This is a genomic window from Sphingomonas sp. 7/4-4 (assembly GCF_027941955.1).
In the GTDB taxonomy this organism is placed as follows: Bacteria; Pseudomonadota; Alphaproteobacteria; order Sphingomonadales; family Sphingomonadaceae; genus Sphingomonas.
In genome coordinates this window covers 930,950-942,404 of record NZ_CP115960.1, presented here as the reverse complement: position 1 = coordinate 942,404, position 11,455 = coordinate 930,950, and the positions used below count along the sequence as shown (strand labels likewise).

12 protein-coding genes are annotated in these 11,455 nt (G+C 66.5%); 2 read left to right on the top strand and 10 right to left on the bottom strand.

The window, feature by feature from the left end; translation table 11 throughout:
• Nucleotides 1–4 precede the first annotated feature (4 nt).
• Genes PIB19_RS04890 through PIB19_RS04855 form a run of 8 tightly spaced genes read right to left on the bottom strand, consistent with a single transcriptional unit; the run spans nucleotide 5 to nucleotide 5,946 of the window.
• Nucleotides 5–844 carry a sugar phosphate isomerase/epimerase family protein gene (locus tag PIB19_RS04890; protein ID WP_271239903.1) on the bottom strand — a complete coding sequence of 280 codons (840 nt, stop codon included), beginning with the start codon at nucleotides 842–844 and terminating at the stop codon, nucleotides 5–7.
• A complete protein-coding gene (locus tag PIB19_RS04885; protein WP_443018734.1) occupies nucleotides 841–1,398 on the bottom strand; it encodes a gluconate 2-dehydrogenase subunit 3 family protein in 558 nt (185 codons plus the stop codon). The genes PIB19_RS04890 and PIB19_RS04885 overlap by 4 nt, the downstream gene beginning before the upstream one ends.
• Nucleotides 1,398–2,225, bottom strand: coding sequence for a 3-keto-disaccharide hydrolase (locus tag PIB19_RS04880; RefSeq protein WP_271239901.1), 828 nt, complete (start codon nucleotides 2,223–2,225; stop codon nucleotides 1,398–1,400). The genes PIB19_RS04885 and PIB19_RS04880 overlap by 1 nt, the downstream gene beginning before the upstream one ends.
• 11 nt (nucleotides 2,226–2,236) lie before the next feature.
• Nucleotides 2,237–3,145, bottom strand: a complete 909-nt coding sequence (locus PIB19_RS04875) for a hydroxypyruvate isomerase family protein (protein WP_271239900.1) — start codon at nucleotides 3,143–3,145, stop codon at nucleotides 2,237–2,239.
• Nucleotides 3,142–3,825: an MFS transporter gene (locus PIB19_RS04870; protein WP_271239899.1), complete on the bottom strand. Its 684-nt coding sequence runs from the start codon at nucleotides 3,823–3,825 to the stop codon at nucleotides 3,142–3,144. The genes PIB19_RS04875 and PIB19_RS04870 overlap by 4 nt, the downstream gene beginning before the upstream one ends.
• A complete protein-coding gene (locus PIB19_RS04865) occupies nucleotides 3,822–4,442 on the bottom strand; it encodes an MFS transporter (protein ID WP_271239898.1) in 621 nt (206 codons plus the stop codon). Before PIB19_RS04865 ends, PIB19_RS04870 begins: the two co-directional genes overlap by 4 nt.
• 41 nt (nucleotides 4,443–4,483) lie before the next feature.
• Nucleotides 4,484–5,527 (bottom strand): sugar phosphate isomerase/epimerase family protein, encoded by a 1,044-nt coding sequence (locus PIB19_RS04860; protein WP_271240913.1) that lies wholly within the window; start codon nucleotides 5,525–5,527, stop codon nucleotides 4,484–4,486.
• A 26-nt stretch (nucleotides 5,528–5,553) separates the two neighbouring features.
• Entirely contained in the window at nucleotides 5,554–5,946 is a 393-nt protein-coding gene (locus PIB19_RS04855) for a c-type cytochrome (RefSeq protein WP_271239897.1), read from the bottom strand.
• Between the two features lie 125 nt (nucleotides 5,947–6,071).
• On the opposite strand from PIB19_RS04855, the gene PIB19_RS04850 reads away from it, so the two are divergent.
• Nucleotides 6,072–7,274: a Gfo/Idh/MocA family protein gene (locus PIB19_RS04850; RefSeq protein ID WP_271239896.1), complete on the top strand. Its 1,203-nt coding sequence runs from the start codon at nucleotides 6,072–6,074 to the stop codon at nucleotides 7,272–7,274.
• 131 nt (nucleotides 7,275–7,405) lie between these two features.
• Nucleotides 7,406–8,098 carry a 3-keto-disaccharide hydrolase gene (locus PIB19_RS04845; RefSeq protein ID WP_336297316.1) on the top strand — a complete coding sequence of 231 codons (693 nt, stop codon included), beginning with the start codon at nucleotides 7,406–7,408 and terminating at the stop codon, nucleotides 8,096–8,098.
• A 9-nt stretch (nucleotides 8,099–8,107) separates the two neighbouring features.
• On the opposite strand, the gene PIB19_RS04840 is transcribed toward PIB19_RS04845, so the two are convergent.
• Both PIB19_RS04840 and PIB19_RS04835 read right to left on the bottom strand, forming a co-directional pair.
• Nucleotides 8,108–9,169, bottom strand: coding sequence for a PepSY-associated TM helix domain-containing protein (locus PIB19_RS04840; RefSeq protein WP_271239895.1), 1,062 nt, complete (start codon nucleotides 9,167–9,169; stop codon nucleotides 8,108–8,110).
• Between the two features lie 16 nt (nucleotides 9,170–9,185).
• Nucleotides 9,186–11,420: a TonB-dependent receptor gene (locus PIB19_RS04835; RefSeq protein ID WP_271239894.1), complete on the bottom strand. Its 2,235-nt coding sequence runs from the start codon at nucleotides 11,418–11,420 to the stop codon at nucleotides 9,186–9,188.
• Nucleotides 11,421–11,455 lie beyond the last annotated feature (35 nt).

Sequence of the window (11,455 nt, the reverse complement as noted above, 5' to 3'; positions counted from 1 at the left end):
TGGGTTACGCGCGCAGACGGCTGAGCGTCGCGAAGCTGGTCTGGATGTCGGGAAGATACGGCGCAGGCGACTGATCGTTCTCGACGTAGAAATGCTTCACGCCGGCCGTGCCGTTGAGCGTGAAGATATCGGCGAAATCGATCACGCCCTTGCCGACGCTGGTCATCTTGCCGTCGGCGGTGCGATCCTTGACGTGATAGGCATAGATGCGGCCCGGGTTCCGCTTGATGATCGCCTTGGGATCCTCGCCCGCGGCGACGGCCCAGAACAGGTCGAGCTCGAGCTTGACCAGGGCCGGATCGGTATCGGCGAGCAGCGTGTCGTACAGGCTACGGCCGTCGGGCTTGGTCGTGAACTCGAAATCATGGTTGTGATAGGCGAAGTCGAGCCCGGACTTCTTGAGCTGTTCGGCCCAGCGGCTGAAATTGGCGATCGCGGCCTTCCAGCTCTCCGCGTTGCGCTGCTCGGCGGTCATGTACGGCAGGATCACCGTATCGGCGCCCAGCGTCTTCGCCATCTTCACTGCGCCGGCGAAATCGCTGCTCAGCGCGTCGTAGCCGATGTGCAGCGAGGGCGACTTGAGTCCGAGCCGGTCCATCGTCTTGCGGAGCGCGGCATGATCCATCTTGTCATAGCCGCCGCCGCCATATTCGACTTCGCGATAGCCGATCTTCGCCACCGTCTCGAGCGTGCCCATCGGGTCCTTCGAGAAGAGTTCGCGCACGGTATAGAGCTGAAGCCCGACCGGCTTGGGCTTGAGGCCCTTCGCCACCAGCGGTCCGGCCGCAAGCGTAGTCGCGAGCGCGGCGCCGCCCGCCATCCATTGCCGTCGGCTGATCATCATGACGAAAACACCTTGTTGACCTTCGAATAGGGATAGGCGCCATCATACCGCCCCGGGACGGGCAGATATTCGCGCTCCTGGGTGATGCCGACTTCCGAAGTGAAATAGCCGGTGATGACGAGCTGGCGGAACTTCTCGAAGAAGTCCTTGCCGCCGGGAATCTTGTCTTCCATCGCCAGCGTCAGCAGCGCGTCCTGCTGCGCGGGCGTCGCTTTGTCGGCCGCGACCTTATAGTCGGCCTGGCTGCGCGTCTCGATCGCGTCGAGACCGGCGACGATCGGCTTGCGATCACCGGGTGCGGCCCAGTCGGCGAGCAATTTCTCGATGAAGGCGGGCACGCCGGCGGTGATCGCCCCGGGCGTGTCCGTGGTCGGCATCACCCGCTCGCTGAGCGCGGTCATCAGCGCCCGCTGCTGCGCGGTGAACACCGGCGTGCTCGGCGGCCCGTCGCTGATCGGTGTCATCTGCGCCGCCGCCGCGCGCGCGATCGGCGCGAAGAGGCTGGCACCGAACATCGCGACCATTCCGGCCAGCGCATCTCTGCGATCGATAATCATTTCACGATACCCTCAAAGTCGTAGCTCGCCGCCGCTTCAGGCAACGGGCGTACCCAGATGTTACGGAACGAAACCGGTGAATTATGGTCCTGGAGCTGGATCGGCGCGGCATCGGCATGCGCTTCGTACGTGCCGACCTTGCGCCAGATCGTGCCGCCCAGCCAGGGCTGGCGGTTCTGCACCAGCACCCCGTTCAGGAACGCGGTGATATAGGCCGGGCGCAGCAACTTGCCGTCGGGCCCAAAATGCGGCCGCTCGAAGACCACGTCGTAGCTCTGCCATTCGCCGGGCCGCCGCGACGCGTTCACCAGCGGCGGCTTCCAGCCATAGATCGCGCCGACGGTGCCGTCGGCATAAGTGGGGTTCTGATAGCCGTCGAGGATCTGGATCTCGTAGCGCTGCATGAACCAGATGCCGCTGTTGCCGCGATCCTGCGAGGTCTTGGTCGGCGGATTGGGCGAGCGGAATTCGAGATGGAGCTGGACGTCGCCGAAGCTCGCCTTGCTGACCAGTGCATTCTCGCCGCCGCCGCCCGCGCGCGGCACCGAAGTGGCGGCACCGTCCTTGACGGTCCACGGCGTCGTCTGGGGCTGCCATGCGTCGAGCGACTTGCCGTCGAACAGCACCACCGCGTCCGAAGGCGCCACGCCCGGCACCGCGCCCGGCGTCACTACCGTCGGATACGGCCGGTCGGCATCGTGGACGCGCCACTTGCCGTCGGGCAGCATCGGCGTGTCCTTGAAGCCGGGCTTCTCCTGCGCGAGGGCGGGGCTCCCCGTCATTAGGGTCACCGCAATCGCGGCGCCCCATCCGATACGCGTCACTACTTTCTCCCTCATGCCGCGTCGATCTCGCGATAGGCGGCGATCAGCCGGTCTTCGCCGGCGCGTCCCTCGATCGAATTGCCGTGCTCCATGCCGATCACGCCGGCATATTTCTTCGCGCGCAGCCAGCGCACCACGTTGCGATGGTTGATCTCGCCGGTCGACGGCTCCTTGCGCCCCGGATTGTCGCCGAACTGGATATAGGCGATCTCGTCCCAGCAGGTGTCGAGCGTGTTGATCAGATTCCCCGCCTGGATCTGCGCGTGATAGAGATCGGCGAGCACCTTCACCGCGGGACTGTCGACGCCTTTCGCGATCGCGAAGCCCTGGGGGATGGTCTGCATGAACACGCCCGGGTGATTCACGATCGTGTTGAGCGGCTCCATCACCATCACCAGGCCGTGCGGCTCGACGATCTCGGCGGCGCGGCGCATCGTGTCGATGATCCGGCCGGTCTGGATCTCGACCGGCACCTTGCGGTCGAGGAAGCCGGTGACCACGGTCGTCCATTTGGCGTTGAGGCGCTTGGCGACGTCGATCGAGGCGCGAATATCCGCGAGAAACGCCTGACGCTCGCCATCGTCGTTGCCGCCGAGCAGCGGGCGGAACTCGGCCCATCTGGGCATGCTTGCGACGAAAACGCCCATCGTCATGCCGCGCTGCTGCAGCGCGCGCGCCATCGCGGTCTGCTCGGCAACAGGGCGGCCCGCCGCCTCATTGTCTTCCCAGGCAGTGAAGCCCTGATCGGCAGCAAAAGCGATCTGCTCGAGCCGATCGCCGCGGCTCTTGAAGCTGCCTTCGTGCGGCGCGAAGCCGAGCGAGAAACGCGCGGCGTTTTGCGACGGTGCCGCACGGCCCATTGTCGCCGCACCCGCTGTCACGGCGCTGGCCGCCAATACCGATCGCCGGCTCAGCCTCACGCCGCTTCGCCCGCGAGGACGGCACGCGACTTGCCGCGCTCGCGCAGCCAGATGAAGCCGAACACCAGCAGCAGGATCACCGGCAGGATCGCCAGCCGCTGGAACGACACCGATGCCGCGGCATCCTCGACCGCCAGCTTCGCAGCGCCGGCCAATTGCGCAAACGCTTCGGGCCCGCCGGCGAACTCGATCTTGGCCTTGTCGAACATCGCCCCAAGCAGCGGCAGCACGAAGAAGCTGGCGAGCGCGCCTGCCGATCCGACCAGTCCCATCGCCCAAGACCCGCCGCGCGGATAGCGTTCGGCAACCGAGGCGAGCATCGTCGGCCACATCACGCACACGCCGAGCCCCCACACCGTCGAGGCGAGGACCGCCGTCACCGGCGTCTGGGCCTGCGAGAGCATGAACAGTCCGATCGCGGCGAGCAGGCTCGATACCCAGAGCAGCCCCGGGTTCGAGATCTTGTTCGCCAGCCGGCCCGCGAAATGGCGGAACACGAACATCAGCGCGTTGACGTAAACCAGCAGCAGGATGCCGCGCATGCCGACGCGGTTCGACAAAGCGACGTCGATCCACTGGCCGGGAGCAAGCTCGGACGCGGCAGTGAGGAACATCGCGCCGAACCAGATGAAGAAGCTGGGGCGGCGGAACACCTCACCCACCATCTCGCCGAAGCTCACTCCGGTCTCGCTGCGCAAGGGGGCGGGAAAGTGGTGGTCGCGGCGATCACCACCGTCAGGGCGGCGGGGATCATCACCAGCGCCATGATGCCCTGCCATGGCAGGGTCGCCGAGAGGAAGAAGCCGACGAGCCCGCCGACGATGATGCCGCCGGGGAACCAGGCATGCAGCACGTTGAGCCGGTGGGTGGTGTCCTCGGGATAGAGCTGTGCGGTCAGCGGATTGATCGCCGCCTCGGTCAGGCCCCAGCCGATGCCGCTGAGCAGCATGCCGAGCCACACGATCGTATAGACCGTCATGCCGGTCGCGAGATGGCCCGCGGTGACGATCAGCAGCGGTCCGAAGATGAAGCACACACCGGCGCCCAGCAGGCACCTTTTCATGCCGATCTGGTCGAGCAGCGCGCTGGCGACGAACAGCGTGATCGCGAAGCTGAGGAACGCGGCGCCGAGCGCGGCGGCGAGCAGCTCGCCGGCCTGCAACGGAGCGATCGGATCGATCCATTCGGCCTTGAGCCCGCTGGCGATCGCGCCGCGGATCGCGAGGCTCGACGCGGCGGTGAACAGGGCCAGCACGCCCAGCCAGAACAGCCGTCCCTTGTTCAATGTCGTGGCCATTTTTGGCGCCCCTCCCTTATCGTTCTTGCCCGCTTACGTCGTCAGGTCAGTCCCAGCAGCTTGCGGTTCAGCCCCGGATCGCTGCCGCCCGCAAAATCGTCGAACGCCTTGTCCGCGCGGCGGATCATGTGCGCCGCGATGAACGGCGCGCCTTCACGGGCGCCGTCCTCGGGATGCTTTAGGCAGCATTCCCATTCGAGCACGGCCCAGCCGGCATAGCCATATTGCGTCAGCTTCGAGAATATCCCGCCGAAATCCACTTGTCCGTCGCCGAGCGATCGGAAGCGGCCGGGGCGGTCGACCCAGTCCTGGAAGCCGCCATAGACACCCGAGCGCCCGGTCGGATTGAGCTCCGCGTCCTTGACGTGGAACATCCGGATCCGCTCGTGATAGATGTCGATGAACGCCAGGTAATCGAGCGCCTGCAGCACGTAATGGCTGGGATCGTAGAGGATGTTGGCGCGCGGATGATTGTCGACGCCCGCCAGGAAGCGCTCGAAGGTCACGCCGTCGTGCAGGTCTTCGCCGGGGTGGATCTCATAAGCGAGATCGACGCCCTGTTCGTCGAAAGCATCGAGGATCGGGCGCCAGCGTTTGGCGAGCTCGCCGAATGCTTCCTCGACCAGTCCGGCGGGGCGCTGGGGCCAGGGATAGAGATAGGGCCAGGCGAGCGCACCCGAGAAGGTCGCATGCGCGTTCAGTCCCAGCCGCCGGCTCGCCTTGGCGGCGAGATGGAGCTGCTCGACTGCCCATTTCTGACGCTCGGCAGGCTTGCCGCGCAACGCCTCGGGCGCGAAGCCGTCGAACGCCACGTCATAGGCCGGATGCACTGCGACCAGCTGGCCCTGCAGATGCGTCGAGAGCTCGGTGATCTCGACGCCGGCCTCGCGGCAAGTGCCGGCGAGCTCGTCGCAATAATCCTGGCTCTCGGCCGCCTTGGCAAGATCGATGCAGCGACTGTCCCATGTCGGAATCTGGACGCCGACATAGCCGGCATCCGCCATCCAGCGCGCGGCCGAGGGCAAGGTGTCGAACGGCGCGGAGTCGCTCATGAACTGGGCGAGGAAAACCGCCGGACCCTTCATGCCACCGCTCTCCCAGATCTCGATCGTCACTTCGCGGTTTCGGCCTTGAGATAGGCGATCAGCGCGGCGCGTTTGGCAGGATCGGTCACCTTCATCGGCATGCGGGTGCCAGGCACCTTCTGCGCCGGGGCGGCGAGAAACTGGTCGAGCGTCTGCGCATTCCAGACGATCTTCGATGCCTTGAGCGCCGGGCTGTAGTTGAAACCCGGCACGGAACCCGCCTTGCGGCCGAACAGGCCGTGGAGATTGGGTCCCATCAGGCTCTTTCCACCGGCCGGAAGCGTATGGCACGCCCGGCACGCGCCGAAAGCCTGCGCGCCCGCATCCTGAACGGGAGGGGCTGCAACTGACGGCAACGTTGTCAGTGTAAGTGCGCACAATGTTGCTGCAGCAGGCAGCAGTGCGATCAGAGATTTCATTATCCTCTCCGGTCTGGCAACGATCGGTTCGCACCTCTAACCTGTTGCCCGCACGCCGCGCAACCATTTATCAGACATAAAATCGACGGGCCGTTCGCCGTCGGTAGCGCTAACAAGGAGAGACGATGGAGACGGGCACGCAGGCGCGGATACGCTATGGCATGGTCGGGGGAGGCGAGGGCGCGTTCATCGGCGCGGTGCATCGCATGGCGGCGGCGCTGGACGGCGAATATGACCTGGTATGCGGCGCATTCAGCAGCGATGCGGGACGCAACCAGCGCAGCGCCGCGGGGCTGGGCATCGATCCCGCGCGCGCTTACGCGACGCTCGATGCGCTGCTCGCCGGCGAGGCGGCATTGCCCGAGGACCAGCGGATGCAGGTGCTGGCGATCGTCACGCCGAATCACCTCCACGCTCCGGCGGCGATCGCCGCGCTCGACGCGGGTTTCCACGTAATGTCGGAAAAGCCGATGGCGCTGGACCTTGCCGAGGCGCTGGCGATCGAAGCGGCAGTCGCGCGCAGCGGCAGGCTGTACGGGCTCGCCTTCACCTATAGCGGCTATCCGCTCGTCGAGGAGGCTCGCGTGCGCGTGGCGCGCGGCGATCTGGGCGCGATCCGGCTGGTGCAGGTCGAATATTCGCAAGGCTGGTTGAGCCAGCCCATCGATCGCGACGGCCAGAAGCAGGCCGAATGGCGCACCGATCCCGCAAGGGCCGGGTTGGGCGGGTGTCTCGGCGATATCGGCACGCATGCTTTCCAGCTGGCCGAGCATGTCTCGGGGCTCGCGGTCGAGGAACTCAGTGCCGAGCTGACCACGCACGTGCCGGGACGCCGTCTCGACGACGATGTGGCGGCTTTGCTGCGGTTCCAGGGCGGCGCGCGCGGCGTGCTCAAGGCCAGCCAGATCGCGGCGGGCGACGAGAACGGGCTGCGGCTCCGGGTGCATGGCGAAAAAGGCGGGCTCGACTGGTCGCAGATGGAGCCCAACACGCTGACCTTGCGCTGGCTCGACCGCCCGGCGGAGATCGTTCGCGCGGCCGGGCCGGGACTCGATCCGCTGACCACGGCGCGGCTGCGCACCCCGGCGGGCCATCCCGAGGGCTATATCGAGGCGTTCGCCAATCTGTACCGCAGCTTTGGCCGCGCGGTGCGCAACGGAGCGCCTACGCCGCCGCAATGGGGCGCGGCGGACTGGTTCCCCGGCATCGCCGACGGACTGCGGACGATGACCTTCGTCGAGGCGATGATCGAGAACAGCGGCGGTGCGGCGAAATGGACTTCGCTCGCGCGCCTTCTCGACGAGCGTCGAGCCAGCGCCCCCGCGTGAGAGATGGCCGAACCGATTGGTGAAGCCGAAATGCCTGCAACTGGAGCCGACAGCCTCATGAAACTTTACCTTCTCCCCATGCTGGCGCTGCTCGGCGCCGCCCCGCTCCCGCGCCCGCGAAATGGCAGCGCATCTTCGACGGCAAGACGCTCGCCGGCTGGACACCCAAGATCGCCGGCCGCGCCGCGGGCGAGGACCCGCTGCACATGTTCATCGTGAAGGACGGCGCGATCCGCGTCTCGCACGCCAACTACACCAAGTTCACCGGCGAGTTCGGCCATCTCTTCTGGAAGGCCCCGCTCAAGGCTTATCGCATCCGCTTCGAATATCGGCTGTTCGGCGAATCGCTGCCGGGCATCCAGAGCTGGCAGGCCAGCAATTCGGGGCTGATGTTCCACGCACAGGCGCCGGAGACGATGCGGCGCGATCAGGACTTTCCGGTGAGCCTCGAGTTCCAGATTCTCGGCGTTCCGCGCCCGACGCGGGAGCCGACCGGAAACCTGTGCACGCCCGGCACTACCGTGGTGTTCGAAGGCAAGCGCGATCCGCGCCACTGCATCCTTTCCTCTTCGCCGCTGGAGCCGGTGGGCCGCTGGGTGCGGGCGGGACTGGAGGTGCTGCCCAATGGCGAGATCACCCATTTCATCGACGGCAAGGCCGTGCTGCATTATTCCGCGATCGAGCTCGATCCGGGCGACAAGGACGCGCAGCCGCTGATCGCCGCGCAGGGCGGCAAGCTGCAGCTGCAGCAGGGCTATATCGCGCTGCAGAGCGAGGGCCATCAGATCGAGTTCCGCAACATCGAGCTGCAGAAGATCGATTGAGGGCGCGGATCAGCGGGGACGTTTCTGCCGGGGCCGTCTGAACCAGAAGGTCCAGACGGTGAGGCTGCCGAGCAGCATCAGCGCCAGGCCGGAGACCGTCATCACCAGCCGCCAGGCGAGCCCGCCGACCTTGGCGGCGTGCAGCGGATAGGCGCCGTTGAAGACCTGGGTCCCCGCCGGGAGCGCCAGCGCGTCGGTCGCGGCGAGCAGGCGGCCGTCGCCGGCATCGAAGGCGAGCGTCGAGCGGCCGTTGGGCAGCCATTCGGCGGCGCGCTTCATCCGGATCGCGATCGGATCGCCCGGCTTGCGGGGCAGTGCCAGGAGGCGGATCCGGGCATCGGGGAAACGCGCATGCGCCGCGGCGACGATCGCACGCCAGTCCGGATGCGCGGCGAGCGGGCCGCTCTTCACCTTGGGCGCTGCATTCGCCGCGAGCGCCTGCCACGGCGCCCCGAAGGGTGCGATCACGGTGGCGGCGAAGGGCTTGAAGATCATCATCGTGCCGGTGACCGCCGAAAGCAGCAGCAGCGGTGCCATAACGATGCCGAAATCGCGATGCTGCATCACGATCGCCGGTCGGCTCAGCCTTCTGGGCCAGAGCCTGAAGTTGAACGTCCGCCGCGTCCGCCACCACAGGATCGCGCCCGTGACGACGAACACTATCGCCGCGAGCCCCGCCACGCCGATGATCGTCTCACCGACATCGCCGGTGAAGAGGTGATGATGGAGATCGAAGATCCAGAGTTCGGGGCGTTCCCACTGACTCTGCCAGCGCGTGACCACGTTGCCCGCTTGATCGGCATAGGCGCCGGCGCCTTTGGGCAGACGTAGTTGATGCAGCCCGAACCGCTCGCTGGCGTACAGGATCGACTGTACCTTGGGCTCCGCGGTGAGCAGCTTCTCGGTCGCCGCGCCGATCGCCGCAGGATCCGTGACCAGCGCATCGCCGGCATGGGGGAGCAGCAGCCAGCTCTCCTTGTGGACGAGGATCGTGCCGGTCAGCCCCATGATCGCCAGCACCAGACCGACGATCCCGCCGGTCCAGCGATGAATCAGGTCGAGCAGCTTCATCGGAAGCGCTTTCTGCTCAAAACCGATAGTCCCAGCCGAGTGTGAATGCGCGGCCGCGCCCGGCGAAATAGCTCAGATTGTCGGTCGGCAGGCGCGTGTCGGAGCTGTAGTCGATATATTGCTTGTCGAAGAGGTTCGACACGCTGAACGTCAGTCCGCCGAGCCCGGTCTGATAGCGCAGATACGCATCGGTGAGCGTGTAGCCGCCGAAATCGTTCAGGTAGAGCTTCTGCGGGTGCGCCGAGTTGGCGTCGTCGATCGCGCGGGCCCTGCCATCGAAGCGGCGCGACAGGAAGAACTGGGTCTGCACGCGCGCGCTGAACGGGCCGCTGGAATAATCGGCGGCGAGGTTGAGGCGGTCGGGGGAGATGTTGGTGCCGTCAAGATCGGTGTCAACTTTGCCGTCGGGCACGGTGTCGCTGTCGTAGCGCCCGGCAAGATGGGCATAGCCGACATTCACGCGCAGCCCGTCGATCGGCAGCCTGACGCCCAAATTAACCTCAAGCCCCTGGATTTCGACGCGCAGGCGCTGGACGTCGAAGATGCCGCCCGGATTGGCGATGAGCAGCTGGCCCTTGTCGCTCGACGACCAGAAATAGGTCACCGAGGCATCGAGCGGCCCGCGCTTCACTTCCATGCCGATCTCGCGATTGTTCGACACGATCGGCGCGATATCGAGGAAATTGTCGATATCGACACCCGCGGTGCCGACCGCGCGCGTGATGCGGCCGATATCGGGGACGGTAAAGCCCTCGGCATAGCTCGCATACGCGCGGATGCCCGGCACCGGCTCGAGGATGACGCCGCCGTTGAGCAGGGCATCGGAGAAGGTGGGCGATCCGCCCGCCACCGCGACGCCGCCATAGGTCGCCGGATTGTTGTTGCGGAACGTGGTCGACGCCAGCGTGTGATAATCGTCGACGGTGATCTTCACATTCTCGTAGCGCACGCCGCCGGCGAGGCGCAGCCTCTTGTCGAAGAGTGCGAGGTTCGCCTGGGCGAACGGCGCGAGGCTGCGGAAATCGGTCGGCGGCACCCAGACCCGGCCAGTCGCGATCAGCCGCTGTTCGGTGCGGTCGGTCAGCGCATCGAAGCCGAGCGTGGCGGTGAGCGCCTCGAAGCCCGGGACGGCGCGCTCATAGCTGATCTTGCCGCCCAGCTTGCGCGAGCGATTTTCGGACTGGTCGAACAAGGTGCCCGCCGGCGCGATGGCCGGATCCTGGAAGGTCGGGATCGGTGCGATCTCGCCGCCGAAGGTGTCGTGCGTGCGATTGAAGAAGATCTGGCTGACGAGGTTGCCGCCCCAGAGCGACGTGTCGGTATAGGAAAGCGCGATGCTCTCGGTGCGGCTCGCGGCGGGGGTGCCGGGCGGATCGCCGCGCACTGCGCTGGTCGGCACGCCAGTCGCGCGATTGCCGGGGAGCGCGACATAGTCGCCGTCGCCGTCGAGCTCGAAACGGCTGGCGATCAGGTCGAGCCGCCCAGTTTCGCCGACCTGATAGCCGAGCCGGGCGAACAGCGAGAGCGTGTTCGAATCCTGCGTCTCGCCCTGCGTGAGGTTGAGGCCGACGCGGCGGCCGTCGCCGTCGTAGAACACGCCGCGCTTCTCATAAGCGGCGCCCACCGTCGCATCGAAGCGCCCGGCCTTGTACTGGACGAGGCCCGCGGCCTTGCCGCCGATCCCGTCTCCGCGGAAATCATTGTCGCCGGTGCCCTGCAGCAAGACGCGGCCGCTCAAGCCCTCCTGCTGCGGTGCGCCCACCGTCACCTGATTGACGATGCCGCCGGTGCCGCCGATCCCCTGCAACGCGTTCGAGCCGTAGATCAGCTCGACTCGATCGACGAAGAAGCCGTCGATGGTGAAGCCGTCGCGGCTGCCGTCGCGCAAGGGAGTCGATTGGGGAATACCGTTGATCGCATAGAGCGGCGAGCGGCCGCGCAGCGTCTCGCCCGCGCCCGAGAGCTTCTGGCGGGTAGGGGAGAAAGAAGGCGTGAGGTTCGCCACGGCATCGGTGACCGAGCCCGAGATCGCGATCTGCTGATCGAGCGTCTTCTTGTCGATCACGTCGATGGTGAGCGGCAACGCATTGGGCGGGAGGATCGTGCGCGCGGCGGTGACGACGATTTCGTCGGCATCGGCCGGTTCATCCGCAGCCGCGGGCGTGACGGCGGCATCCTGCGCGAACGCCGTGCAGGGCAGGGTTGCGACCAACGCTAACAGGGGCAGTGAAAAATGTGAGCGACGCGACATGGGGTTCCCCGCCTGCTCGGCCGCATGCCGGCAGG

What these genes read in the sequence shown, in the direction of transcription:
- PIB19_RS04855 (WP_271239897.1), bottom strand. Translation starts at nt 5,946, where the DNA reads ATGAAATCTCTGATCGCACTGCTGCCTGCTGCAGCAACATTGTGCGCA.
- PIB19_RS04850 (WP_271239896.1), top strand. Translation starts at nt 6,072, where the DNA reads ATGGAGACGGGCACGCAGGCGCGGATACGCTATGGCATGGTCGGGGGA.
- PIB19_RS04890 (WP_271239903.1), bottom strand. Translation starts at nt 844, where the DNA reads ATGATGATCAGCCGACGGCAATGGATGGCGGGCGGCGCCGCGCTCGCG.
- PIB19_RS04860 (WP_271240913.1), bottom strand. Translation starts at nt 5,527, where the DNA reads ATGAAGGGTCCGGCGGTTTTCCTCGCCCAGTTCATGAGCGACTCCGCG.
- PIB19_RS04865 (WP_271239898.1), bottom strand. Translation starts at nt 4,442, where the DNA reads ATGGCCACGACATTGAACAAGGGACGGCTGTTCTGGCTGGGCGTGCTG.
- PIB19_RS04835 (WP_271239894.1), bottom strand. Translation starts at nt 11,420, where the DNA reads ATGTCGCGTCGCTCACATTTTTCACTGCCCCTGTTAGCGTTGGTCGCA.
- PIB19_RS04840 (WP_271239895.1), bottom strand. Translation starts at nt 9,169, where the DNA reads ATGAAGCTGCTCGACCTGATTCATCGCTGGACCGGCGGGATCGTCGGT.